Here is a 24,383-nt window from a genome sequence, read left to right on the forward strand (position 1 = left end):
TTTTCTTTTAGTTTGATTCATGTGGCAAGATCAAGTTAAGGATGATTCCTGTCATAGCGGAGAGGGCTGTTCCTGATAGGGTCACTGGACCAAGTTTCAGAATTGCTCCACCAAGTCCAAGAACCAACATGGCACTTGCAATAATCAAGTTGCGCATCAAGCTAAAGTCAACGCGTTCTTTGATCAAGACTTTCAAACCATTACTTGCGATTACCCCATAGAGCAAGATGGACATCCCACCGAGAACAGAGTTTGGAATGGTAGAAATGAGAGCAGTAAATTTACCAAGGAAGCTCAAGGAAATAGCAATCAAGGCTGCATTTCGGATAACGGAAACAGAAGCGATGCGAGTCATCCCAATAACGCCTGTATTTTCACCGTAAGTGGTATTGGCTGGACCACCAAGGAAGGCAGATACAGATGTTGCAATCCCGTCACCAAGAAGGGTACGGTGAAGACCTGGTTGTTTCAAGAATTGACGGCCACAGATTTGGCTAAGCACGGTATGGTCACCGATGTGTTCTGAAATAGTTACGATAGCGATTGGCAAGATGGCGATGGTTTCAGGACCGAAATATAAGTTGTATTGTTTGAAGGCCCCACCCGTATTGAAAGGAAGATAGAAACCAGGGATTTCAAACCAGTTAGCCTTGAGGACCGGATCAAAGTTCACCAAGCCCAAGCAAACTGCGAAGACATAACCACCGATAATGGCAAAGAGGAAAGGAATGATTTTGAAGAAACCTTTTCCTTTGGTGTTGATGAAGGCGGCAATCAGGAAGGTTACGACAGCGACAAGGGCATTTTTCCAATCTCCCCCTTCGACAAAACCAGCGTTTTTAACGGCTGATCCTGCAAGTCCAAGACCAATGACGATAATCATAGGTCCAATGACAACTGCAGGGAGTAATTTGTCAATCCAGCGAGTGCCTGCTACTTTAACCCCTGCAGCGACTAGCACGTAGATCAGACCGGTCAGGATAACCCCTGTTTGAGCTGCATCGACTTTTCCTCCCATTTCCTTCATCGCCAAAGCCATGGCTGTGATGAAGGCGAAGGAAGATCCGAGGTAGACAGGAACTTTAAAGCCGGTACAAGTCATATAGATCAGCGTTCCAACTCCTGATGCAAAGAGGGCAACAGATACGGGCATGCCCAAGATGAGTGGTACCAGGATGGTTGCCCCAAACATGGCGAAAACGTGTTGGAAACTTAATAAGATTCCTTTAAGGGGTGCCGGACTTTGGTCGACATCCAGGAGCAAATCAACAGTTGATTCTTCTTTCATAATAACCTCACTTTTGGGCACCAAAAAAGAGCCCATGAATTTTTTGCATAGCAAGGGCCCTCAGATTATTCATATTCTGTGTCTTTGTCACCTCACAGGATGACATTAAAAACCTTTGCTTCTAAGAAGTATAGCAGAAAAAATTCGTTTTGTAAACGAATTTTTCCCGAGCCTAGAAATAAAAAAGCGAGGCAGGAGCTATCTATTTTCATCATGAAAGAGGTCAACGGTAGACGCAGTGGTTGAGGAATCCTTCTTCCTTTTGGAGGACAGCTCTGTTGTTTCCCATCACAAAAGGCGAACAAGTGAGCTTGCTTTCCCCTTTGTTAGAAGGAAAGAGGCCGATTTTGTGGTATAATAGAGGACTAGAAGTAGAATGAATGAAAGAGAAGTCAGAGATGCTGTTAGAAGAATTTGATGCCAATCGACAGGCGATTATCAATCCAAAAGACCTACATGGTCCCATTGAAGGATTTCCCAAAGTAGTCATCTCTTGCTTTTCAAGAGTAACTTTTGCGCGCCTCCTTGAAAATTATGAACATGAGGTGCTTGCAAAAACTTCCATGGCCAACTTTGAAGTCATTGTCTATGGGATTACGATTGGAGACCAACAGATTGCTGTCTTTAATGCACCAGTTGGGGCTGCTTCCTGTGTAGGGATTATAGAGGATTTGATTCAATTTGGGATGGAAAAACTGGTGCTCTTTGGGACCTGTGGGGTTTTAGACCAAGATATTGAGGCGACCTCCATCATCATTCCAACAGCAGCTCTTCGAGACGAGGGGACCAGCTATCACTATCTTCCGGCTAGTGATGAAGTGGAAGTAAATAAGGAAAGCCTTCCTCTCTTCCAAGCTTTTCTGGATAGTCACAAGGTTTCCTATCAGAAAGGAAAAGTGTGGACGACAGATGCTCCCTACCGGGAAACCATCGACAAGATGAAGCGACGAATGGAAGCAGGAGCCATCTGTGTAGATATGGAATGTTCGGCAGTGGCAGCTTTAGCAGCTTTTCGGGGCTTTGAGCTCTGCCATTTCTTCTATGCAGCAGACCACCTCTCGGAAGAAAAATGGGATATCCGAACCTTATCTAGTCATGAGGATTTAGATAGCAAGGATCGAATCGCGGATTTAGCCATCCAATTTGCGCTCTTATGGGAAAAGGCGAACTAAATGAAAGAAGCAATGATTGAACTGAAGGATTTTTCCTTCCAATATAAGGCCCAGTCTGAGCCAACTTTGAAAAATATCAACTTAACCATTTATAAGGGGGAAAAGGTCCTGATTGTCGGGCCATCTGGCTCTGGAAAATCAACCATTGGCCAGTGCTTAAATGGGATTATTCCCAATATCTATAAGGGAACCAGTAGTGGGCAATTCCTCATTCAGGGGAAAGAAGCTTTTGATCTCAGTATTTATGAGAAATCTCACTTGGTCAGTACGGTCTTGCAGGATACGGATGGTCAGTTTATCGGTCTCAGCGTAGCAGAAGACTTGGCTTTTGCCCTTGAAAACGATATGGTGGAGTTGGAAAGCATGAAATCCCGGGTCCATACCTGGGCGGAGCGCTTAGATTTGAGCAAGCTCTTGGATCATCGGCCACAAGATTTGTCCGGTGGGCAAAAACAACGGGTCAGCTTGGCGGGTGTTCTGATTGACGAAAGTCCGATCCTGCTCTTTGATGAGCCACTGGCTAATCTAGATCCCAAGTCGGGTCAGGATATTATTGATCTGATTGATCAGATTCATGAAGAACAGGGGACGACAACCATTATCATCGAACACCGTTTAGAGGATGTACTCTACCGTCCGATTGATCGGGTTATCTTGATCAATCAAGGTCAAGTTCTCTTTAATGGTCAACCTGATGATTTATTGAGGACGACACTGCTGGCTGAAAATGGGATTCGTGAACCTCTCTATTTAACGACTCTTCGCCAGTTAGGCCAGGATATCAGCAAGCTACCGCATTTGGACAAGGTAGAAAAACTACCACTTGGTGATGTATCAGTGGATATCCCAACTCCTCATTTTGAAAAAGGAGCAGAGGCAGAGACAATCCTAGAACTTGGTCATTTGAACTTTGCCTATCGAGAAGGGCAACCCATTCTAAAAGACCTTTCTCTAACCATTCCAAAAGGCCAACGGTTGGCCATTGTTGGTAAAAATGGGGCTGGAAAATCAACCCTTGCTAAGGCGATTTGTGGCTTTATCCAGACGGAAGGAACCTATTTCTCAAAGGGAGAGGATATCAAGGGAGATAGTGTCAAGGAGCGGGCAGAGCGCGTGGGCTATGTCTTGCAAAACCCCAACCAGATGATCTCGACCAATATGATTTTTGATGAGGTGGCTCTGGGTCTTCGCTTGAGAAATGTTCCAGAGGACCAGATTGAAAGTCGTGTCCATCAAGCCTTGAAAACCTGTGGTCTCTACGAATTTCGTAAGTGGCCGATCTCTGCTCTGTCCTATGGCCAGAAAAAGCGGGTGACCATTGCCTCTATCCTTGTCTTGGGACCAGATGTTCTGGTCCTCGATGAGCCGACGGCTGGTCAGGACCAACGAAACTATACGGAAATTATGGATTTCCTTGATGAACTCCATCAAAAAGGCCATACCATTGTCATGATTACCCATGATATGCAGCTCATGCTGGATTATTCGGACCGGGCAGTCGTGGTCATGGATGGGCAGGTTTTGGCTGATTTGACACCGGCAGAGCTCTTGACCCAACCAGAAATTTTGAGACGGGCTAATTTGAAAGAAACGTCTATTTTCGCCTTGGCAAATCGACTTGGTGTCGATCCTCTTGCCTTGACCCAGTTTTATATGAATCAGAAGGGGGAAGGTCATGAATAATCGCTTAGTCGGCTACCATGCCGGAACCAGTTTTCTGCATCGCCTATCAGGCGCTAGCAAGCTTCTTTTCTTATTGTTGGTATCATTAGCTGCCATGTTGAGTTACGATACTCGCTTATTGTTGGTCATCGGTCTGGGTGCCCTCGCCTTATTTGCAACATCAGGCATTCGTTTGAAAGACATCTCCTTTGTTCTGAGTTTTGCCTTAGCTTTTGCCCTTCTCAATGTCTTGATGGTCTATCTTTTTGCCCCTCAATATGGGGTAGAAATCTATGGAGCAAAGACAGTTCTTCTAGATGGTCTAGGGGCATATAGTATTACAGCCCAAGAGTTGTTTTATCTCTTCAACCTAGCTTTGAAGTATGTCTGTACGATTCCTTTAGCTCTTATTTTCCTAATGACCACCCATCCCAGTCAATTTGCTTCGAGTCTCAATCAAATTGGGGTGTCCTACAAGATTGCTTACTCAGTCAGTTTGACCCTGCGCTATATTCCAGATGTGCAGGAGGAATACCAGATTATCAAGCTCTCGCAAGAAGCAAGAGGCTTGGAGTTGTCCAAAAAGGCCAACTTTGTCCAGCGGGTGAAGGGAAATCTTCAGATGATTTCTCCACTGATTTTTAGTTCTTTGGAGCGGATAGAAACGATCTCTACGGCCATGGAACTGCGCCGCTTTGGTAAAAATAAAAAACGAACTTGGTACACCTATCAGGAGATGACCACTCCTGATCGCTTGATTATCCTGGGGTCAATCTTTATGGTTGTCTTGAGTATCGTCCTGATTTGGGTAAACAAAGGTCGCTTCTATAATCCTTGGAGGTAAGAAAATGGCAGAAACAATTTTAGTAACGGGAGCATCTGCTGGCTTTGGCCAAGCCATTTGTCACCGCTTAGTTGCCGATGGGCATCGCGTGATTGGTGCTGCTAGACGCATTGAAAAATTACAGGCTCTTCAAGAAGAGCTGGGAGAAGCTTTTTATCCCCTTCAAATGGATGTGACGGATCTTTCTCAGGTGGATCTTGCACTTGCCAGTTTGCCAAAAGCTTGGGAGAGAGTGGATGTTTTGGTCAATAATGCTGGCTTGGCCCTAGGCCTCGCTCCAGCCCATGAAGCAGAGCTTGCAGATTGGTTGACCATGATTCAGACTAATATTATCGGTCTGACCTATTTGACTCGGCAAATCCTCCCCCAAATGGTGGAAAGAAATGATGGATATGTCATCAATATGGGATCAACTGCAGGGACGGTGCCTTATCCAGGGGCCAATGTTTATGGTGCTTCCAAGGCCTTCGTTAAACAGTTCTCATTAAATCTGCGTGCGGACTTGGCCGGAAAACAGATTCGGGTGACCAATATTGAGCCTGGTCTCTGCGAAGGGACCGAGTTTTCGGAGGTTCGTTTTAAAGGAGATGAAAAACGGGTAGAAGCTCTCTATCGAGACGCCCATGCGATTCAGCCAGAAGATATTGCCAATACCGTAGCTTGGCTCATCCAACAGCCCAAGCATGTCAATGTTAACCGCATTGAAATCATGCCGGTTTCCCAAACCTTTGGACCGCAACCGGTCTATCGGGGTGACTAGTTGCTAACCAGCACGATCCGGTGCTGGTTATTTTTCCATGTTGAGAATAGAGAATAGGAGGAGGAAAACCATGTCAAAAGCCTTAGTGATTGGATCCACTGTTTGTGATATTATGGTTTATCTGGATCGTCTACCAAGTAGGGAAGGGGACGCCCATATCCATGAGCAGACTTGGTCTCTTGGAGGGTGTGCCTTTAATGTCGTCTCCGTACTTCATGCTTTAGGTCAAAAGGTTGACTTCATCTCGCCAGTGGGGACGGGTGTCTACGGGGATTTTGTTAAGGCAGAACTAGAAAAGTTGAGCATCCAAACCCCTATTTCAGTAACAGGAGCGAATGGTTGTTGCTATTGTTTCATTGAGTCGGATGGAGAACGAACCTTTTTATCAGATCATGGAGTGGAATATGGTTTTCAGAAGGAATGGCTACAGCCTCTGGAGCAGGAAAGTTATGACGCTATTTATCTCTGTGGCCTTGAAGTAGAAGAGCCAACCGGGATGGAACTCATTCAATCTGTGTCAAAACTGGAAGGTCAAGTTATCTTTGCACCAGGGCCTCGCGGACTCTTGATTCCCAAGGACCGACTGGAAGCAATCTATGATCTCCAGCCCATCCTCCACCTCAATGAGCTAGAAGCAAAGGCTTTTTCAGCTTGTGAAGAGATTCCTGAAGCGGCTAAGAAACTTCATCAGAGAACGGGACAATTAGTCATCGTCACCTTGGGAGAAAAAGGAGCACTTGCCTACGATGGTAGGTTCTACGAGGTGGCCGGATTTCCTACAGAAGTCCGTGATACCGTAGGGGCTGGAGACAGTCATCTGGGAGCCTTTTTAGCAGCATCCTTGCAAGGGCTAGATGTGGAGGAAGCCTTAACCTTTGCTAACCGTCTAGCAAGCAAGGTTGTGGCGACTAGGGGAGTTCATTTAGAGTGCCATCACTACCATACCCTAGAGCAAGAGTTAAAAAAATTAGTTTATTCAAAAAGAAGCTGACAAACTGTCAGCTTCTTTTTAGTATCATCTTATAACGGACGCTTATTTGGCATGCCCGCTTTTCTTGGGTATTTATTAGGAGTTTCTTTTTTCTTTTCTACAAGAGTGATATAGCGTGGATCCCCATTAGGCAATTCATACTGTAGATTGTCTTCAACCTTGCTAAAGAGCAGATTGAGGGCGTTTTTGGCTTCTTCCAACTCTTCTGGAGCATTGCTAGCCTTGAGAGCAAGAAGACGTCCCCCTACTTTCAGGTAAGGGATGGTCAGTTCAGAGAGAACCTGCATGCGGGCAACCGCGCGGGCAGTTACGATATCAAATTGGGCACGAAAGGCCTTGTCTTGCGCAAAGTCCTCGGCACGTCCATGGTAGAAATGAACCCCACTTAAGCCCAACTCTTCAGCCAGTACGTTGAGAAAATTGATCCGTTTATTAAGGGAATCAATGATAGTCACATCCAACTCAGGGAAAAGAATCTTCATAGGAAGGCTCGGAAAGCCAGCACCAGCGCCGATATCCAAGAGACGGATGGGTTGGTTTTCGATCAAGCCCTGTAAAATGGGTGCGATAGAGTCATAAAAATGCTTGAGATAGACTTCGTCTTTTTCGATGATGGCAGTGAGATTAATCTTTTCATTCCATTCAACGAGGAGCTCAAAATAGCGTTCGTATTGCTCTTTTTGACGATCAGTTAATGGGAAGCCGAGGTCGGCTAAACGGACATAAAATTCTTCTGGTTTCATGCTTTTATTTTACCACAAAATAAGGGAAATTTGATATACTGGTAGAAAGAAATGAAAGGAATTCAATAAAATGATTTGGATTATTCTTGGGATCATTGTGGTCCTTGTGTTGATTGTAGTAGGAGTTTACAACGGTTTGGTGAAAAGCCGCATGCAAACTCGTGAAGCATGGAGTCAAATTGATGTACAATTGAAACGTCGAAATGACTTGATTCCAAACTTGATTGAAACCGTTAAAGGGTATGCCAAGTACGAAGGAGATACACTAGCAAAAGTGACTCAACTTCGCCAACAAGTGGCTCAAGCTACTTCACCTGCAGAAGCGATGGCAGCCAGTGATGCTCTTTCCCGTCAAGTGGCAGGCATCTTTGCGGTTGCTGAAAACTACCCAGACTTGAAGGCTAACACCAACTTCATGCAATTGCAAGAAGAATTGACCAATACAGAAAACAAAATTTCTTATGCCCGTCAATTGTACAACAGTGTAACTAGCAACTACAATGTCAAGTTGGAAACTTTCCCAACAAACGTGATTGCTGGAATGTTTGGCTTCAAACAGGCCGAATTCCTTCAAGTGCCTGAAGAAGAAAAAGCAGTACCAAAGGTGGACTTTAGCGGATTAGGAGACTAATATGCTGTTTGACCAAATTGCAAGCAATAAAAGGAGAACCTGGATTCTCCTTATTGCTTTTTTCATACTCTTGGCTCTCATCGGAGCGGCCGTTGGCTACCTCTGGTTAGGGTCCTCACTTGGTGGCGTCATCCTAGCTTTGATTATTGGTGGGATTTATGCCTTTAGCATGATTTTCCAATCAACCGAGGTCGTCATGCGGATGAACGGGGCGCGTGAGGTGACGGAAGAGCAAGCCCCTCAACTCTACCATATTGTCCAAGATATGGCCATGGTAGCTCAAATCCCTATGCCTCGAGTTTATATTGTAGATGATCCGTCCATGAATGCATTTGCGACAGGATCCAATCCTCAAAATGCTGCTGTTGCAGCAACGACAGGTCTTCTGGCTGTGATGAACCGTGAGGAATTGGAGGGAGTCATCGGACACGAAGTCAGCCATATTCGCAATTATGATATCCGCATCTCCACGATTGCGGTTGCCCTTGCCAGTGCCATCACCATGCTCTCTAGTATTGGAGGACGGATGATGTGGTGGGGCGGTGGTCGTAGACGGGATGATGATCGAGAAGGAGGCAGTGGTTTAGAAATTATTATTCTGATCCTTTCCTTGATTGCCATCGTATTAGCTCCATTAGCGGCGACTTTGGTTCAGTTAGCCATTTCTCGCCAACGGGAGTTCCTAGCGGATGCCTCCAGTGTCGAATTGACACGGAATCCTCAAGGGATGATCAATGCTCTTTTGAAACTCGATAACAGTGTACCCATGCAACGAGAAGTTGATAGTGCAAGTAGTGCACTCTTTATCAACGATCCCAAAAAAGAATCCGGCTTTCAAAAACTCTTTTATACCCACCCACCCATTGCTGAGCGGGTTGAAAGATTAAGAAATATGTAAAAAAATCCACCAAACAGTGGATTCAGATTGAAGATACAATCATCTTAGAACCTTTCCTTAGGTGAGTACGGACGTCAGCGAACTTCTATGAAGTTCCATGACTAAATTACGATACAAAGGGCGTCTGCGGATAAAGTCAAAATAGGAAGTTTGACGCAGAATCTTTCGATTCTAGGAGAACTTATCTTTTTGACACAATCCGCAGCCCGTGTTCAATTCGTTTTGAACCCCCTCGCTCTTTAATTTCCAGGCTCAGGCTAAAACAGTTTCCCAAACTGTTTTACTCCCAAAACTCCCGAGTGCTAGAAACAACCTTGTTTCTAGCACTTTTCTCACGGCGGAAAGTTTCAGTAGATGATTGAATAACTCTAAAGAATAAAAAGTATTTATCTTTATAGAAGTTAATAGAATTGTATAAAAGATAACTTTGTCCTAAATCTCAATCCACCAAACGGTGGGTTTTTTATTTTGTTGTTAAGAGGAGGGTGGTGAAACCAAGGATAGCAAAGGTCCCCCACGCTAGGGGAAGGCTCCAGATAGCTAGACTAGAAAAGAGAGCTGTCCCAAGTGGCATGGCAAAGCTGACCATCAGTCCCAAAAAGCTGGAGGTAGAAGCTAATTTTTCAGCGGGTAATTTACTCATTAAAAGACTAGAAACTTTTGGGTTGATTTTTGCTACAAGATAACCAAGGAAAGTGATGAGTAGAAGGGAAAGGAAATCCCAGTGCACCAGAATATTTGTGAGCCCAAGCATAGTCAGCCCACCTGCTATCCACAGGAGGATATGGTGGAGGCTTTGCTTGGAAAAATAATCGTGGGGTGTCAGGCTAGCCCAGACCATACTTAAAATAGTCACAGCCTCTAAGATCAAGAGGGATTGGCTATAGCTCAACTGAAAAAAGGGGGAGTGAAGCAGTTGCAGATTGTAGATGCCAGAGATGGACCCACCTAAAGCATTGATGAGAACCAATGAGAAGAGCAACTTACCAAAGTGGTGGACCTCCTCATCTGCAAAAATACTTTTGGCGTTCTGGTACATCTCTTGGCATTCGTGTACCAAAGAATTCTTATTTTGGGGCTCAATGACGGGGTCATGTGTCAACTGCTTTTTTCTCATCAGGAGACAAGTGGAAGACAGGAGAAAAGTCACTGCATTGATCGAAGCGACCAGGGCGAAATGTTGATGGCTGATAGCTAGCAGCCAAACCCCTAGGGCCTGTCCAGAAATCGAGCAGACCATACTAAGTAGTTGATTGAAGGAGTAGGCCTCCATCAAATCCTCGCTAGAGATGTTCTTTTTCATGATGGGGAGTTGCAAGCCTCCGCGATAATCACTCAAACAATCTGAAACAATGTTTAAGAAGCAAACAATCGAAAAGGCTAGGTAACCCGGAATCTTGGTCATGAGAGCAATAAGGATGAAGAGGATGGCTTGGAGAAAGCCGATGCGGATCAACCAGTTAGCTTTTTTCTTCGTATGGTCAGCCTTCATCCCAACAAAAATGCTAAAGAGGCTAGGAATAAACACAATGAGATTGGCAATGCCAACTGCCAGACTAGGCTGAGGCATGCTGGCAGCAAAGACCACGAAGACCAGATTGTAGATGGCGGCACCAAGGGTATTCAAAAAGCGAGAAAGACTGAGTAAGGCAAAAATTTTATTTCGAGCTAAGAGTTTCATAAGCCTTCCTCCTTCACGTGATCAGTGGGTAGAGCTTGTTTGATGGATCGAAAGATTTGTTTTAAGACTTGTAATTTCTCATCATCAGAGAGAAGAAGTTTCTGATCTTTTAGGTAGACGCTGGTATGCTTGAGAAACAAATGAAGGAAGTATCTTTTTAGTTTGATCATCATGGAAGGGGCCTTCTTTCTTTGATTGATGATCCTATTGTAGACCTCAAAAACAAGAAAAACAAAATGTTGCATATTTTCAACAAAAAGAGGCTGGGACAAAAGTCCTAGCCTCTCAATTGTCTTTGGATTGTCGAGCAAGACGCAGTGGTTGAGTGGACTCTACTACGCTGATTTCATCAGCTTTTACAGCCCTACTCAACTGTGCGGAGATGGGACGACGAAATCGAATTCTAACGAATTACCGATTTCTGTCCCACTCTCTTTTCAGGATTCCTTGATGAGTTCTTGCATGCTCTGTTTGTAGTAGTTGGTGCTGTCCTTGCAATCAAGAATGGATAGGACCTGAATGGCCTGCTCCATCTTTTCAAGACCAGTTTCTTTTTCTCCCTTTCGATAGAGAAATTCTCCTTTGGCGTAGAGATAAACCGTCCGAAGGTAGGCTTCGTTTTCAGCGTAGAAGTTGTCCTTGATCAGCTGATCAAAATAAGATGCATCTTCAAATTCATTTGAACTAATGGCGAGAAAAAAGCCATTAAGGAAAATAGAATTGATGGCAGGACGAGAGGAATCTAGGAGAAGCTTGAAATCCTCCCGTTGGACCAACTCCTCTGTGTATTGTCGATAGAGCTGACTAGAGAAAAGAGGAGAGGTCAGTGAAAATAGGCTTAACTCAAAATTTCCCCAGACCATGACAGAGAAGAGGTAGTCATAGAGGAAATCTAGTTCCTCTTGGCTAGCAGCCAACTCTACCTCAGGATATAAGCCAAGTATTTTGGCCTTGAGAATAATGCTGGCTAAGAAGTCTTCTTTTTTGTGATCTTTCTGATAGGCTTGCTGGTAGCTTTGGTACAAGGCTTGATCGTGTTCCAAACTCATGTTTTCATAGTGCTCTTTCAACAATTTGGGAATAAAAGAGTGCTGATCAATCTCTGCTAGATGAGAGAACTCACTGAGGCTGGTTTTGATTTGTTGAAGGGCCTGAAAAAACCGTTGCGTCGTCAGGTCATTTTCCCCTCTTTCAAATCGAGATAACATGGAGCGCGAAAATTCGCCACCCGTAGCCTCCTCTAAAGAGATGTGGCGACTTTCACGTATTTGCCGAAAAACTGCTCCGATTTCTTTCATGAATTCTCCTTTTTTAGCTGGTATTTTTCAACCAATTACTCAACGGTCTTTCCCTTGCTTAACCAATCGACCAGGCGATCTAAGCGGCGAATTTCCCGCATCAAAGGATCCTGAATTGTTTCAATTTGCACGCCACAAATTTTCCCAGTAATCAATGTCCGATTGGGGTGATAGGCGGGAGCTTGGCGAAAGAAATCTCCGTAGCTTCCATCACTCTTTTTCCATTCTTTTAGTTCCGCCAGAGAATAGCCCGTTAAGCAAGAGGTGATTTGGTCAAGGCTGGTCTCTTTTCCACCCTTTCGTACGACTTTTTGGATCAAAGCTGTGTATACAGTTGAAAATGGTAAATCGTAAACTTTTGCCATCAGATCTCCTTTATCTTTTTCATGATTATAACAAATTTTTGAGGAGACATCTTGGTTGAAGGGACAGCTTCATGATATACTAGTAATATCTAGAAGATTAGAGGACAATAGAATGAACTTATTTACACAAGAAATCCGTAAAAATCCTGAAGGATTAGCATTTGATCAAGAGTTGGATTTGTTAAAGGATCTGCAAAAGCGCAATCCAGAAATTCTTGATTTGAAGAATGTGACAGCGACAGGTCGAGTAGCCTATGATACAGGTCTTTATGTCTTGGATTACCAGTTGAACTACACCATCGTTTTGGCATCTAGCCGAAGCATGGAACCCGTTGAACTCCAAGAAAGCTATCCTGTAACAGAAGTGTTTGCTGAAGATGTACAGTCTGATGCAGATATCGAGGCCCTTGAGGAAGATCTGATTCTTCCTATTGAAGGGGGCAAAATTGACCTAAGTGAGAGTGTGGCAGATAATATCCTGCTTAATATTCCTCTCAAGGTTCTCACTCCAGAAGAAGAGGCTGGACAAGGCTTTATCGAAGGCAATGATTGGAAAATCCTATCCGAAGAAGAATACCAAGCCGCTCAAGCGATTAAGAAAGAAGAAAATAGCCCCTTTGCTGGCCTTCAAGGATTATTTGACGGAGAAGAATAATGTTTGATAGGAGCCTTCCTAAAGGAAAGCGAAAGTAGGGTTGGGGAGCAAAAATTAGCTAGCATAGCCGGGAGCTAGTCGAAGTTAGAAATGGTGTCTGTCTACAAATAGCGAATTATGGAAGCTAATGAATGAATGTCTAAAACCGATGACTAGAATGCATCAGAAAGTGTCTGAGAACTGTAACTCAGGCACTTTTGTTTTTAAGATCAAATGACTTGTATGATCTTCTCTCTCTTGGAGAAGTGGGAAGCTATTTTCTGCTTTCATTTGATGTCAAAAAATGGTAGAATATAGGCAAACTATAAAGAGGAGTGTCACATGACAAAAGCAAACTTTGGTGTTGTTGGTATGGCCGTAATGGGTCGTAACCTTGCCCTTAATATTGAATCTCGTGGATACACAGTTGCTATCTATAACCGTAGTAAAGAAAAAACAGAAGATGTTGTTGCTTGCCATCCTGAAAAGAACTTTGTGCCAAGCTATGATATCGAAAGCTTTGTAAACTCAATTGAAAAACCACGTCGTATCATGCTTATGGTTCAAGCAGGACCTGGTACAGATGCAACCATCCAAGCCCTTCTTCCACACTTGGATAAAGGCGATATCTTGATTGACGGAGGAAACACTTTCTACAAAGATACTATCCGTCGTAATGAAGAGTTGGCCAACTCTGGTATCAACTTTATCGGTACTGGTGTCTCTGGTGGTGAAAAAGGTGCCCTTGAAGGTCCTTCTATCATGCCTGGTGGACAAAAAGAAGCTTATGAATTGGTAGTAGATGTTCTTGAAGAAATCTCTGCAAAAGCACCAGAAGATGGCAAACCATGTGTGACTTACATTGGTCCTGATGGAGCTGGTCACTATGTGAAAATGGTCCACAATGGTATTGAGTACGGTGATATGCAATTGATCGCAGAAAGCTATGATCTCATGCAACACTTGCTTGGCCTTTCAGCTACAGACATGGCTGAAATCTTCACTGAGTGGAACAAGGGCGAATTGGACAGCTACTTGATCGAAATCACTGCGGACATCCTTGGACGTAAAGATGATGAAGGTCAAGATGGCCCAATCGTAGACTACATCTTGGATGCCGCAGGAAACAAGGGAACTGGTAAATGGACTAGCCAATCAGCGCTTGACCTTGGTGTGCCATTGTCACTCATTACGGAGTCAGTATTTGCCCGTTACATCTCTACATACAAAGAAGAACGTGTACACGCTAGCAAGGTGCTTCCAAAACCAGCTGCTTTCAAATTTGAAGGTGATAAGGCTGAGTTGATCGAAAAGATCCGTCAAGCCCTTTACTTCTCAAAAATCATTTCATACGCACAAGGTTTTGCACAATTGCGTGTTGCATCTAAAGAAAACAACTGGAACTTGCCATTTGCAGACATCGCTTCTATCTGGCGTGATGGCTGTATCATCCGTTCTCGTTTCTTGCAAAAGATCACGGATGCATACAACCGTGATGCAGATTTGGCTAACCTTCTTTTGGATGAGTACTTCTTGGATGTCACTGCTAAGTACCAACAATCTGTTCGTGATATCGTAGCTCTTGCTGTTCAAGCTGGTGTGCCAGTCCCAACCTTCTCAGCAGCTATCACTTACTTTGATAGCTACCGTTCAGCGGATCTTCCAGCGAACTTGATCCAGGCACAACGTGACTACTTCGGTGCTCACACATACCAACGTAAGGATAAAGAAGGTACCTTCCACTATTCTTGGTACGACGAAAAATAATTGTAGGTTATGACAAAGCGGATATTACTAGTAGAAAATGAAAAGAATTTAGCGCGCTTTATTGATTTAGAACTTCAGAAAGCAGGCTATGTAGTTGATTTGGTAGAACAAGGGGAACTCGCCTTGAAACTCCTGCAGGCTACAGAATATGATTTAATTCTTCTCAATTACGAACTAGAAGATATGAGTGGGGAAGAGTTTGCCCAGCGTCTGAGCAAGATTCGTCCTGCAGCAGTCTTGATTGTCTTAGATAGTCGTGAGAAAATTTCAGAGCATATGGAGAGTATCCAACGATTTGCGGTATCTTATGTCATCAAACCATTCGTGATCAGTGATTTGGTTGAGAAAATCGTCGCTATTTTTAGAGGTCGTGATTTTATTGACCAACATTGTAATCAGATGAAAGTTCCCACTTCCTATCGGAATTTGCGAATTGATGTCGAGAATCATATGGTGTATCGGGGAGAAGAAGTAATTGATCTGACACGTCGTGAATATGATTTATTAGCAACTTTGATGGGAAGCAAACATGTCCTTAGTCGGGAGCAACTCTTAGAGCGGGTGTGGAAATATGAGAGTACAGCAGAAACCAATATCGTTGATGTCTATATTCGCTATCTTCGTGGGAAAATAGATCTTCCAGGACAAAAGAGCTATATCAAAACTGTCCGAGGTGTCGGCTACCAAATGCAAGAATAACAACAATCCCTTTGATGAGAAATCTCAAAGGGATTTTTTTGTTTGTCAAAAAGGAAGAAAGAAAAATTTTTTAAAAAAATTTTTTTAAAATCTTGTGAAAGAAGCAAACGTTTGCCTGGATTACAGTATTTCCAAGGCCTTTGTATATAATGTTTGTGAATTAAAAATTTACATGTAAGGGCTTTACAAAAGAAAAAAAAGTGGTATAATAGTAAGTGAAATATGCAAACGTTTTCTCGTATTGCGGGCATTTCAATTTTATAAGGAGGTCGAATGATGAATAAACAATCATTCAAAAGTCTATTAAGCTTTGAATTTTGGCAAAAATTCGGTAAAGCGTTGATGGTGGTCATTGCAGTTATGCCGGCGGCAGGTCTGATGATCAGTCTTGGTAAAACCATTGCAATGATTAATCCAGAACTTGGTTTCTTGGTAACTACCGGTGGTGTTCTTGAACAGATCGGTTGGGGGGTTATCGGAAACCTCCACATCCTCTTTGCTCTCGCTATCGGTGGTAGCTGGGCGAAAGAACGTGCGGGTGGGGCCTTTGCAGCAGGTCTATCCTTTATCCTGATTAACCGGATCACTGGTGTGATGTTCGGTGTAACAGGAGATATGCTGAAAGATCCAGAAGCGAAGGTGAAAACACTTCTTGGTGGATCTATCAAGGTTGCTGATTACTTCACGAGTGTGTTAGAATCACCTGCCTTGAATATGGGAGTTTTCGTTGGGATTATTGCCGGTTTTGTAGGGGCAACAGCCTTTAACAAATACTACAACTACCGCAAGTTACCAGATGCCCTATCATTCTTTAACGGGAAACGCTTTGTTCCATTTGTCGTTATCCTTCGTTCTGCAATTGTGGCTCTTATCTTGTCATTCTTATGGCCAGTAGTCCAAACAGGAATTAACAACTTTGGTATTTGGATTGCTAACTCAAAAGAGACTGCTCCAATCTTAGCACCATTTGCTTTCGGTACCTTGGAACGTCTCTTGCTTCCATTTGGTCTTCACCACATGTTGACTATCCCAATCAACTATACTCAATTGGGTGGTACTTATGAAGTGTTAACTGGTGCAGCAAAAGGCACTCAAGTATTTGGTCAAGATCCACTTTGGTTGGCTTGGATTACAGACTTAGGAAATACAAAAGTTTCTGACCCTGCTACTTACCAACACTTGTTGGATACTGTCACACCTGCTCGTTTCAAAGTGGGACAAATGATCGGTTCATTCGGTATCTTGATGGGGGTTGCCCTTGCCATTTACCGTAATGTAGACCCTGATAAGAAACACAAATACAAAGGGATGATGATTGCGACTGCTCTTGCAACCTTCCTCACAGGGGTTACAGAACCAATCGAGTACATGTTTATGTTCGTAGCAATGCCTCTTTACCTCGTTTATGCAGTGGTACAAGGTGCAGCCTTCGCGATGGCAGATATCGTCAATCTCCGTGTCCATTCATTTGGATCTATTGAGTTCTTGACTCGTACACCAATGACCATTAAAGCTGGCCTTGGTATGGACATCTTTAACTTCATTTGGGTAACGATTCTCTTTGCTGTGATCATGTACTTCATTGCAAACTTCATGATCCAGAAATTTAACTACGCAACTCCTGGACGTAATGGAAACTACGAACAAGCTGAAGGAGATGTAGATGCATCTGAAACTTCAGGTTCAGGTAAAGTAGCTGCTGCTTCTCAAGCAGTTAATATCATCAACCTTCTTGGTGGACGTGCTAACATCGTCGATGTGGATGCATGTATGACTCGTCTTCGTGTGACTGTTAAGGACGAAACTAAAGTTGGAACAGAAGAACAATGGAAAGCTGAAGGAGCTATGGGACTTGTCATGAAAGGACAAGGGGTCCAAGCGATTTACGGTCCAAAAGCTGACGTTTTGAAATCAGATATCCAAGATTTGTTAGATTCAGGTGAAGTGATTCCTGAAACTCTTCCAAGTCAGCAGACAGCGGCTCAACAAGCGGAAGTTGCCTTTAAAGGGGTGACAGAAGAAGTTCACTCAGTTGCTGAAGGACAAGTCATTGAATTAGATAAAGTTCAAGATCCAGTCTTCTCACAAAAAATGATGGGTGACGGATTTGCAGTTGAACCGGCAAATGGTCAGATTGTTTCACCAGTAGCTGGTAAGGTGACAAGCGTCTTCCCTACCAAACATGCCCTTGGTTTGGTAACAGAATCTGGTCTTGAAGTTCTCGTTCATATCGGTCTTGATACTGTAAGTTTGGAAGGAAAACCTTTCACAGTGAAGGTAGAAGAAGGCCAAACAGTTGCAGCGGGAGATTTATTGGTGGAAGCAGATTTGGATGCTATTCGTGAAGCTGGACGTGCAACGTCAACAGTTGTAGTCTTCACAAATGCTGCAGCTATTAAATCTGTCACTCTTACACAAACTGGTCAACTACCAGCAGATGCAGTGGTTGCCAAGGTTGAATTATAATCTATGAGAGTCATTCCTTGTATCCATCGGATACAGGGAATTCTCTATTAGGAGAGTAGGATCATGAAATTTTTAACTTTAAACACTCATAGTTGGATGGAAGAAAATCCCCAACAAAAATTTGAGGACTTAGTAACAGACATTCTTGAAAAGCAATACGATCTGATTTGTTTCCAAGAAATCAATCAGGCCATCGAAAGTCCAGTTGTTCCAGTTAATGACTTGTATCATCCGACTCCTTCTGCGGAGCCGATCCATCAGGATCACTATGTTCGTTGTTTAGTTGAAAAATTAGAAGAAGAAGGATTGAGCTATCACTGGACCTGGGCTTACAACCATATCGGCTATGACCGTTATCATGAAGGTGTAGCAGTTCTATCACGTACCCCAATCCAGGCAAGCGAACTCTTGGTTTCAGATGTGAATGATCCAACAGATTATCATACACGACGGATTGCCATTGCAGAAACCCAAGTTGATGGGAAAGAAATTGCGGTTGCCAGTGTCCACCTTTCCTGGTGGGATAAAGGTTTCCAACAAGAGTGGACACGTTTAGAAGAGCGCTTTAGCCAATTGCAAAAACCCTTGATTTTAGCAGGAGATTTTAATAATCCAGCTGGTCAAGAGGGGTATGAGGCCATTTTAGCGAGTCCGCTAGCTCTTCAAGATAGCTTTATTGAAGCCCGTCAGACCAAGGGGACTTACACAGTAGGTCCTGGAATTGATGGATGGGATGATAATCAGGTACCTTTGCGGATTGATTATGTTTTCACTTCAAAAGAATGGGTTATCGAACGACTAGAAGTTGTGTTTGATGGTTCCAACCAACCTCTCATCAGCGACCATTATGGTTTGTCAGCTGACTTGTATTTACCATAAGATTCAAATCCCTATGCCTTTAGGAGGCTAGGGATTTTCTTTGTTTCGCTTGCTTTCACTTTAGCCCTAAATATGATAGAATAAAGTATTAAGAAACGATAAGGAGGGTGTCCATGCGGTGTCCAAAATGTGGCGGAAACAAGTCTAGTGTTGTAGATAGTCGCCAGGCAGAAGATGGGAAAACGATTCGTAGAAGAAGAGAATGTGATGAATGTCATCATCGCTTCACCACTTATGAACGAGTAGAAGAGCGGACTCTTGTTGTGGTGAAAAAAGATGGCACCCGGGAACAGTTTTCTAGAGATAAAATATTTAATGGGATTATTCGATCTGCTCAGAAACGTCCAGTTTCCAGTGACGAAATTGAGGAAATTGTGGGGCGCATCGAACAAAAGATTCGAAGCCAGAGTGAAAATGAGATCCAGAGTGACTACATCGGATCACTGGTCATGGACGAGTTAGCAGAGTTGGACGAAATTACCTATGTCCGCTTTGCGAGTGTTTATCGTAGTTTCAAGGATGTTGGTGAATTGGAAAGTCTCTTAAAACAGATTACCAAAGGAACGAAGAAGAAAAAGGAAAAATAGATGAAGCCCAATACTTCATTTTCTTTCTTGCAGAATAATTATTTGGCGCCTACAGGAGCCTCCTTTACGCATCTGTATGGACCAATATTAGGTGTTCAAGCAAGTCAATTATATACTTTTCTGCTGAGTCTCTATGATCAGGGGAAAGAAAAACGGCTGATTGCTGTCATTTTAAATCATCTGGATCTAGGTTTCGCTCATTTTCTCGAAAGTCTAGACCGCTTGATTGCCATGAATTTATTAGAGGTTTATGAAACAGAAGAAGGACTTCAGTTCCGATTTGTGCCTCCGCTAGAAGCAGATCAATTTTTTGCCAATGTTGCTTATCAGAAATTGCTGGAGAAAAAAATAGGAGAAGCGGCAGTTCGTGACTTGCTTCCTGAAAAACCAGAGGGCGAAAAACGGAAGGTGAACTTTGCCTCTGTCTTTGGGATTAATGGAGTTTCGACCCCTCAGAGGAAAACATCTTCCTTCAGTTTGGAGCACTTTAAACAATTAATGGCGAGGGATGGCCTTCGTTTTGAAAACGAACAAGAGGATCTCTTGGTTCTTTATGCCATTACCGAGGAGAAGAATTGGACTTGGTATGAGACCTATCTCTTGGCCAAGGAGACAGCGGCCAACTTGATCATTTCGACCAAGCGGATGAGACAGAAACTAACCCAACAACCACAGGAAAACGGCAAGGATGAGTTCACTCCGCAGGAAAGAGCCATTATCCGGGAAGCTAAAAATAAGACCAGTCTCCAATTTTTAGCAGGAATTAAAAAAGCGCGTAAGGCTGTCGTGACCCAATCTGAGCGTAAGGTGATTTCTGATTTGGCCCAGTTAGGCCTATTAGATGAAGTCATAAACGTGATTTTGTTGTTGACCTTTAATAAGGTTGCTTCTGCCAATCTCAATGAAAAATATGCCTTAAAAGTTGGGAATGATTTTGCGTATGAGGGAATTAAAACGGCTGAAGAGGCTGTCCTGAAGATCCGCCAGCGCCAAGACTCCCATACACAAAAAGCAAAAGAGAAAGCAACTAAGAGTGGACAAGCGACTGGAAAAACCAATGTTCCTAAGTGGAGTCAGCCTAACTATACCAATCAGACCAGCCAGGAAGAACAGGCTGATCTGGAACAACAAAAACGGGCCTTGCTCGAGAAATTAAATCAAGGAGGGGAGTAAATGGAGAGCGTAGGGAAAACCATGTCCCAGATGAATCGATCACAGCAGTTCAATTATGAAGAATTGGTAGCTCAAATTCTCGCCGAACCTGAGATTGCAAACTTTATTCAAAAGGAAGCCTTGTCGGAAGCAGAAATTCGTCGCAGCATTTCCAAATTTAACCAATACATCAGTGAACGGAATCGTTTTGTCCTCGGGGATGCAGATTATATTGCAAGAGGGTATAAGCCTGTATTGGTCATGAATGAGGGCTATGCGGATGTTTCCTATGAAGAGACACCTGAGTTGATCGAGGCACAAAAACAAGCTGCTATCAATAAACGCTTGCAGCTAATCAACTTGCCAAGCACCTTGAAGGAGGCTTCCTTAGCGAAAGTCGACTTGGATGATCGTGGACGTTTTGGAGCCTTTGAAGAGTTGGCCAATTTTGTTGCTTCCTATCCTCAAGCCCGTAAAGGAATTTTTCTATACGGAGATTTCGGAGTTGGGAAAAGCTATATGATGGCAGCTCTTGCTCATGACTTATCTGAAAAACGTCAGGCTTCCTCCACCATTCTACATTTCCCAAGCTTTGTCATCGATGTCAAAAATGCCATTAATACAGGTCAGGTTAAAGAAATGTTGGATCAGGTCAAGAAGGCTGAAATTTTGATTCTAGACGATATTGGGGCAGAGCAAATGTCGCCTTGGGTTCGGGATGAAGTCTTGCAAGTGATTTTGCAACATCGGATGCAGGAGATTCTTCCAACCTTCTTTACTTCGAATTTCAATTTTGAAGATTTAGAACGTCATTTTGCTACGTCTCGGAATGGAGATGAGACTTGGCAAGCCAAACGTGTTATGGAGCGAATTAAGTTCCTGGCTAAAGAAGTGCGCCTAGAGGGAGAAAATCGCCGATGAATACCGTAATTGATTTGATGAAATCTCATTCCTCTGTCCGTCGCTTTAAGGAGGAGGACATCAAAGAGGAAGACCTTCAAGCAATCCTAACTGCAGGACAGATGGCTTCCTCTTGGAAGAACTTCCAGTCTTATTCCATTATCTTAGTGAGAAGCCAGGAAAAGAAAGAAGCGCTCTATCAATTCGTCCCACAGGAGGCGATTCGTCAATGCTCTGTTTTCTTACTGTTTGTAGGAGATCTCAACCGAGCTGAAAAAGGGGTTCGGATGCATACGGATCAATTCCATCCAGAAGGACCAGATAATTTATTGATTACTTCTGTAGATGCGGCCTTGGCTGGTCAGAATACCTTGCTGGCTGCTGAAAGTCTAGGCTATGGAGGGGTCATTATTGGCTTGGTTCGGTATGAAGCGGCTGAAGTAGCGAAACTATTTAACTTACCAGACTACACATATCCTGTCTTTGGGATGGCTTTAGGAGTGCCAAATCAGAACCATCCTGTGAAGCCCCGCCTTCCTTTGGAAGCTGTTGTCTTCGAAGAAAGTTACCAGGAGCAGACTCCTGAAGTGATTGAAGCCTTTGATCGAGTACAGACTGCCTATGCTGGAGCACGGGCAACGGATACTTGGAGCCAACGCTTGGCTGCCCAATTTGGACAGGAAGAACCAGCTGCTACGGCAGAATTATTAAAGAAACACCAACTAGAAAAATAAGAGAAAAGAGGACACCATGGCTTTACCTACTGTTGCCATTGTAGGACGTCCAAATGTCGGGAAATCAACGCTCTTTAACCGGATTGCCGGTGAGCGGATTTCCATTGTCGAGGATGTCGAAGGGGTTACTCGGGACCGTATTTATGCAACGGCTGAGTGGCTCAATCACCAATTTAGTATTATTGATACTGGCGGGATTGATGACGTGGACGCACCTTTCATGGAGCAAATCAAGCACCAAGCGGAGATTGCCATGGATGAAGCAGACGTCATTGTCTTTGTCGTATCTGGAAAAGAAGGGATTACCGATGCAGATGAGTATGTGGCTCGGATGCTCTACAAGACCCACAAACCAGTCATTTTAGCGGTCAATAAAGTGGATAATCCAGAGATGCGAACTGACATCTATGATTTCTACGCTCTTGGTCTAGGCGACCCCTTGCCAGTGTCATCTGTGCACGGGATTGGTACAGGGGATGTCTTGGATGCTATTGTTGAAAACCTTCCGACGGATCGGGAGCCAGAAAATCCAGATGTCATCAAGTTCAGCTTGATTGGCCGCCCTAATGTCGGAAAATCTAGTCTGATCAATGCCATCCTTGGGGAAGACCGCGTCATTGCCAGTCCTGTAGCAGGGACTACGCGGGATGCGATTGACACCCATTTCACCGATGCAGAAGGCCAAGAGTACACCATGATTGATACAGCCGGAATGCGAAAATCTGGTAAGGTCTATGAAAATACAGAGAAATATTCTGTCATGCGGGCTATGCGGGCTATCGATCGCTCGGATGTGGTCTTGATGGTCTTGAACGCAGAAGAAGGAATCCGCGAGTACGATAAGCGGATTGCCGGATTTGCCCATGAAGCTGGAAAAGGGATGATCATCGTGGTCAATAAGTGGGATACCCTTGAAAAGGATAACCACACCATGAAGCAATGGGAAGATGATATTCGAGATCAATTCCAATACTTATCTTATGCACCTATTATCTTTGTCTCTGCTTTGACCAAGCAACGCTTGCACAAGCTACCAGATATGATCAAGCAGATCAGTGAGAGCCAAAATACACGGATTCCTTCAGCTGTCTTGAACGATGTCATCATGGATGCCATTGCCATTAATCCGACACCTACAGATAAAGGAAAACGTCTAAAAATCTTCTATGCGACTCAGGTTGCTACCAAACCACCAACCTTTGTGGTCTTTGTCAATGAAGAAGAGCTCATGCACTTCTCTTATCTTCGTTTCTTGGAAAATCAAATTCGGAAAGCCTTTGTCTTTGAAGGAACCCCAATCCATTTGATTGCTCGGAAACGGAAGTAGGTATTTATGAAAATTTTGAAACAAGGACTCATGTTGGCTGTCCCATTCATTGTGTTTCTATGACTAACAGCTTGTAGCATTGAAAGAGAAGAAACCTATGAGAAAAAAGATAAAGACATTCTTCTTCGAGTGACGATTCGACATAGAGCCAATCAAATGATCTCTGAAGAGTTTTGGGCTGATAATTTTAATGTAAATATTGAAGATGACTCTGAGTTCGAATATATTAAAAAAGAAATTGTTGAACCTAAAAAAGGAATTTCGGGCTATACAACAGATGTGAGTCGGACGAAAGAGGGTGGACTGATGATTCATACCAAGATCGTCTATCAAGACTTAGATATTGAAGCCTTAAATAAAGCCAACGATGAGATAAAAACGTTTGGAGAACTGGCCAACTATTCAGAACATATCAAAAATTTCAAAAAAGAAGGTTATAAGAGAGTAAAATAAAAGAGAGTGGGACAGAAATCGGTAATTCGTTAGAATTCGATTTCGTCGTCCCACCTCCGCACAGTTGAGTAGGGCTGTAAAAGCTGATGAAATCAGCGTAGTAGAGCCCACTCAACCACTGCGTCTTGCTCGACAATTCAAAGATAATTGAGAGGCTAGGACTTTTGTCCCAGCCTCTTTCTGATTGAAGATAAAGTCTTCTGAAAAACTTTCCTTAGGTGAGTACGGACGTCAGCGAACTTCTAAGAAGTTCCATGACTAATTATTGAGCCTAAGGTCTCAATAATTCCGAGTACCTGAAACATAATTGTTTCAGGTACTTCTCTCACAGCGGAAAGTTTTTCATCTTCTTAAATGACTAAAAATAAAAGTCATTTTTTTGAAAATCATCTAGCTGTTTTATGTAAAACAATAGTTTGTCTACATTTAAAAAGAAAAGTGGAGTAGGTGAT

At 43.4% G+C, this 24,383-nt stretch carries 23 protein-coding genes and 2 pseudogenes; 19 read left to right on the forward strand and 6 right to left on the reverse strand.

The window, feature by feature from the left end; translation table 11 throughout:
• Positions 1 to 7 precede the first annotated feature (7 nt).
• Positions 8 to 1,288 (reverse strand): uracil-xanthine permease family protein, encoded by a 1,281-nt coding sequence (locus LXO72_RS00565; protein ID WP_009731544.1) that lies wholly within the window; start codon positions 1,286 to 1,288, stop codon positions 8 to 10.
• Positions 1,289 to 1,686: 398 nt separating this feature from the next.
• Here LXO72_RS00565 and LXO72_RS00570 point away from each other — a divergent pair, with 398 nt between their 5' ends.
• The 6 genes and pseudogenes from LXO72_RS00570 to LXO72_RS00590 all read left to right on the forward strand — a co-directional run bounded on the left by LXO72_RS00570 (position 1,687) and on the right by LXO72_RS00590 (position 6,717).
• Positions 1,687 to 2,460, forward strand: a complete 774-nt coding sequence (locus LXO72_RS00570) for a nucleoside phosphorylase (RefSeq protein ID WP_233331695.1) — start codon at positions 1,687 to 1,689, stop codon at positions 2,458 to 2,460.
• Positions 2,461 to 3,312: pseudogene (locus LXO72_RS10210) on the forward strand (DUF3744 domain-containing protein); the annotation flags it as partial.
• Positions 3,313 to 3,339: 27 nt separating this feature from the next.
• Positions 3,340 to 4,143: pseudogene (locus LXO72_RS10215) on the forward strand (energy-coupling factor ABC transporter ATP-binding protein); the annotation flags it as partial.
• The gene (locus LXO72_RS00580) at positions 4,136 to 4,966 is read left to right on the forward strand and encodes an energy-coupling factor transporter transmembrane component T family protein (RefSeq protein WP_233331227.1); all 831 of its coding nucleotides are present in this window, start codon (positions 4,136 to 4,138) and stop codon (positions 4,964 to 4,966) included. The pseudogene LXO72_RS10215 and the gene LXO72_RS00580, both read left to right, overlap by 8 nt.
• 4 nt (positions 4,967 to 4,970) lie before the next feature.
• Positions 4,971 to 5,726 (forward strand): SDR family oxidoreductase, encoded by a 756-nt coding sequence (locus LXO72_RS00585; RefSeq protein ID WP_233331228.1) that lies wholly within the window; start codon positions 4,971 to 4,973, stop codon positions 5,724 to 5,726.
• 70 nt (positions 5,727 to 5,796) lie between these two features.
• A complete protein-coding gene (locus LXO72_RS00590; RefSeq protein WP_233331229.1) occupies positions 5,797 to 6,717 on the forward strand; it encodes a carbohydrate kinase family protein in 921 nt (306 codons plus the stop codon).
• Between the two features lie 29 nt (positions 6,718 to 6,746).
• On the opposite strand, the gene rsmG is transcribed toward LXO72_RS00590, so the two are convergent.
• Positions 6,747 to 7,460 carry a 16S rRNA (guanine(527)-N(7))-methyltransferase RsmG gene (gene rsmG / locus LXO72_RS00595; protein ID WP_233331230.1) on the reverse strand — a complete coding sequence of 238 codons (714 nt, stop codon included), beginning with the start codon at positions 7,458 to 7,460 and terminating at the stop codon, positions 6,747 to 6,749.
• 70 nt (positions 7,461 to 7,530) lie between these two features.
• On the opposite strand from rsmG, the gene LXO72_RS00600 reads away from it, so the two are divergent.
• Positions 7,531 to 8,091 carry a LemA family protein gene (locus tag LXO72_RS00600; RefSeq protein ID WP_233331231.1) on the forward strand — a complete coding sequence of 187 codons (561 nt, stop codon included), beginning with the start codon at positions 7,531 to 7,533 and terminating at the stop codon, positions 8,089 to 8,091.
• A gap of 1 nt (position 8,092) precedes the next feature.
• Positions 8,093 to 8,989 carry a zinc metalloprotease HtpX gene (gene htpX / locus LXO72_RS00605; protein WP_048716550.1) on the forward strand — a complete coding sequence of 299 codons (897 nt, stop codon included), beginning with the start codon at positions 8,093 to 8,095 and terminating at the stop codon, positions 8,987 to 8,989.
• A 463-nt stretch (positions 8,990 to 9,452) separates the two neighbouring features.
• Here the strand turns inward: htpX and LXO72_RS00610 are convergent, their stop codons facing one another.
• The 4 genes from LXO72_RS00610 to LXO72_RS00625 all read right to left on the reverse strand — a co-directional run bounded on the left by LXO72_RS00610 (position 9,453) and on the right by LXO72_RS00625 (position 12,336).
• Positions 9,453 to 10,670, reverse strand: coding sequence for a transporter (locus LXO72_RS00610; RefSeq protein ID WP_233331232.1), 1,218 nt, complete (start codon positions 10,668 to 10,670; stop codon positions 9,453 to 9,455).
• Positions 10,667 to 10,843 (reverse strand): hypothetical protein, encoded by a 177-nt coding sequence (locus LXO72_RS00615; protein ID WP_233331233.1) that lies wholly within the window; start codon positions 10,841 to 10,843, stop codon positions 10,667 to 10,669. Before LXO72_RS00615 ends, LXO72_RS00610 begins: the two co-directional genes overlap by 4 nt.
• Positions 10,844 to 11,107: 264 nt before the next feature.
• A complete protein-coding gene (locus LXO72_RS00620; protein ID WP_233331234.1) occupies positions 11,108 to 11,968 on the reverse strand; it encodes a helix-turn-helix domain-containing protein in 861 nt (286 codons plus the stop codon).
• A 35-nt stretch (positions 11,969 to 12,003) separates the two neighbouring features.
• Positions 12,004 to 12,336, reverse strand: coding sequence for a DUF2200 family protein (locus LXO72_RS00625; protein ID WP_233331696.1), 333 nt, complete (start codon positions 12,334 to 12,336; stop codon positions 12,004 to 12,006).
• A 109-nt stretch (positions 12,337 to 12,445) separates the two neighbouring features.
• Here LXO72_RS00625 and LXO72_RS00630 point away from each other — a divergent pair, with 109 nt between their 5' ends.
• The 11 genes from LXO72_RS00630 (at position 12,446) to LXO72_RS00680 (ending at position 23,931) form a co-directional block, all read left to right on the forward strand.
• Positions 12,446 to 12,988, forward strand: a complete 543-nt coding sequence (locus tag LXO72_RS00630) for a YceD family protein (protein ID WP_233331235.1) — start codon at positions 12,446 to 12,448, stop codon at positions 12,986 to 12,988.
• 321 nt (positions 12,989 to 13,309) lie between these two features.
• Entirely contained in the window at positions 13,310 to 14,734 is a 1,425-nt protein-coding gene (gene gndA / locus LXO72_RS00635) for an NADP-dependent phosphogluconate dehydrogenase (protein WP_023024142.1), read from the forward strand.
• A 9-nt stretch (positions 14,735 to 14,743) separates the two neighbouring features.
• Positions 14,744 to 15,433, forward strand: a complete 690-nt coding sequence (locus LXO72_RS00640; protein WP_023024140.1) for a response regulator transcription factor — start codon at positions 14,744 to 14,746, stop codon at positions 15,431 to 15,433.
• 276 nt (positions 15,434 to 15,709) lie between these two features.
• Entirely contained in the window at positions 15,710 to 17,899 is a 2,190-nt protein-coding gene (locus LXO72_RS00645) for a PTS transporter subunit IIBC (RefSeq protein ID WP_233331236.1), read from the forward strand.
• A gap of 63 nt (positions 17,900 to 17,962) precedes the next feature.
• Positions 17,963 to 18,778 (forward strand): endonuclease/exonuclease/phosphatase family protein, encoded by an 816-nt coding sequence (locus tag LXO72_RS00650; RefSeq protein ID WP_233331237.1) that lies wholly within the window; start codon positions 17,963 to 17,965, stop codon positions 18,776 to 18,778.
• A 113-nt stretch (positions 18,779 to 18,891) separates the two neighbouring features.
• Entirely contained in the window at positions 18,892 to 19,365 is a 474-nt protein-coding gene (nrdR, locus tag LXO72_RS00655) for a transcriptional regulator NrdR (RefSeq protein ID WP_006595763.1), read from the forward strand.
• Positions 19,366 to 20,538: a DnaD domain protein gene (locus LXO72_RS00660; RefSeq protein ID WP_233331238.1), complete on the forward strand. Its 1,173-nt coding sequence runs from the start codon at positions 19,366 to 19,368 to the stop codon at positions 20,536 to 20,538.
• Positions 20,539 to 21,438 (forward strand): primosomal protein DnaI, encoded by a 900-nt coding sequence (gene dnaI / locus LXO72_RS00665; protein ID WP_233331239.1) that lies wholly within the window; start codon positions 20,539 to 20,541, stop codon positions 21,436 to 21,438.
• Entirely contained in the window at positions 21,435 to 22,151 is a 717-nt protein-coding gene (locus LXO72_RS00670; RefSeq protein ID WP_154857530.1) for an NADPH-dependent oxidoreductase, read from the forward strand. Before dnaI ends, LXO72_RS00670 begins: the two co-directional genes overlap by 4 nt.
• A gap of 16 nt (positions 22,152 to 22,167) precedes the next feature.
• Positions 22,168 to 23,478 (forward strand): ribosome biogenesis GTPase Der, encoded by a 1,311-nt coding sequence (gene der / locus LXO72_RS00675; RefSeq protein WP_048716584.1) that lies wholly within the window; start codon positions 22,168 to 22,170, stop codon positions 23,476 to 23,478.
• A gap of 156 nt (positions 23,479 to 23,634) precedes the next feature.
• Positions 23,635 to 23,931, forward strand: coding sequence for a hypothetical protein (locus LXO72_RS00680; protein ID WP_233331240.1), 297 nt, complete (start codon positions 23,635 to 23,637; stop codon positions 23,929 to 23,931).
• Positions 23,932 to 24,383: the final 452 nt, after the last annotated feature.

Origin of the sequence: Streptococcus sp. XMC (genome assembly GCF_021341835.1) — a bacterium.
In the GTDB taxonomy this organism is placed as follows: domain Bacteria; phylum Bacillota; class Bacilli; order Lactobacillales; family Streptococcaceae; genus Streptococcus.

Excerpts from the sequence above, each read along its gene's own strand:
- LXO72_RS00565 (WP_009731544.1), bottom strand. The coding sequence starts at position 1,288 with ATGAAAGAAGAATCAACTGTTGATTTGCTCCTGGATGTCGACCAAAGT.
- LXO72_RS00570 (WP_233331695.1), top strand. The coding sequence starts at position 1,687 with ATGCTGTTAGAAGAATTTGATGCCAATCGACAGGCGATTATCAATCCA.
- LXO72_RS00580 (WP_233331227.1), top strand. The coding sequence starts at position 4,136 with ATGAATAATCGCTTAGTCGGCTACCATGCCGGAACCAGTTTTCTGCAT.
- LXO72_RS00585 (WP_233331228.1), top strand. The coding sequence starts at position 4,971 with ATGGCAGAAACAATTTTAGTAACGGGAGCATCTGCTGGCTTTGGCCAA.
- LXO72_RS00590 (WP_233331229.1), top strand. The coding sequence starts at position 5,797 with ATGTCAAAAGCCTTAGTGATTGGATCCACTGTTTGTGATATTATGGTT.
- rsmG (WP_233331230.1), bottom strand. The coding sequence starts at position 7,460 with ATGAAACCAGAAGAATTTTATGTCCGTTTAGCCGACCTCGGCTTCCCA.
- LXO72_RS00600 (WP_233331231.1), top strand. The coding sequence starts at position 7,531 with ATGATTTGGATTATTCTTGGGATCATTGTGGTCCTTGTGTTGATTGTA.
- htpX (WP_048716550.1), top strand. The coding sequence starts at position 8,093 with ATGCTGTTTGACCAAATTGCAAGCAATAAAAGGAGAACCTGGATTCTC.
- LXO72_RS00610 (WP_233331232.1), bottom strand. The coding sequence starts at position 10,670 with ATGAAACTCTTAGCTCGAAATAAAATTTTTGCCTTACTCAGTCTTTCT.
- LXO72_RS00615 (WP_233331233.1), bottom strand. The coding sequence starts at position 10,843 with ATGATGATCAAACTAAAAAGATACTTCCTTCATTTGTTTCTCAAGCAT.
- LXO72_RS00620 (WP_233331234.1), bottom strand. The coding sequence starts at position 11,968 with ATGAAAGAAATCGGAGCAGTTTTTCGGCAAATACGTGAAAGTCGCCAC.
- LXO72_RS00630 (WP_233331235.1), top strand. The coding sequence starts at position 12,446 with ATGAACTTATTTACACAAGAAATCCGTAAAAATCCTGAAGGATTAGCA.
- gndA (WP_023024142.1), top strand. The coding sequence starts at position 13,310 with ATGACAAAAGCAAACTTTGGTGTTGTTGGTATGGCCGTAATGGGTCGT.
- LXO72_RS00640 (WP_023024140.1), top strand. The coding sequence starts at position 14,744 with ATGACAAAGCGGATATTACTAGTAGAAAATGAAAAGAATTTAGCGCGC.
- LXO72_RS00645 (WP_233331236.1), top strand. The coding sequence starts at position 15,710 with ATGAATAAACAATCATTCAAAAGTCTATTAAGCTTTGAATTTTGGCAA.
- LXO72_RS00650 (WP_233331237.1), top strand. The coding sequence starts at position 17,963 with ATGAAATTTTTAACTTTAAACACTCATAGTTGGATGGAAGAAAATCCC.
- nrdR (WP_006595763.1), top strand. The coding sequence starts at position 18,892 with ATGCGGTGTCCAAAATGTGGCGGAAACAAGTCTAGTGTTGTAGATAGT.
- LXO72_RS00660 (WP_233331238.1), top strand. The coding sequence starts at position 19,366 with ATGAAGCCCAATACTTCATTTTCTTTCTTGCAGAATAATTATTTGGCG.
- dnaI (WP_233331239.1), top strand. The coding sequence starts at position 20,539 with ATGGAGAGCGTAGGGAAAACCATGTCCCAGATGAATCGATCACAGCAG.
- LXO72_RS00670 (WP_154857530.1), top strand. The coding sequence starts at position 21,435 with ATGAATACCGTAATTGATTTGATGAAATCTCATTCCTCTGTCCGTCGC.
- der (WP_048716584.1), top strand. The coding sequence starts at position 22,168 with ATGGCTTTACCTACTGTTGCCATTGTAGGACGTCCAAATGTCGGGAAA.
- LXO72_RS00680 (WP_233331240.1), top strand. The coding sequence starts at position 23,635 with ATGATCTCTGAAGAGTTTTGGGCTGATAATTTTAATGTAAATATTGAA.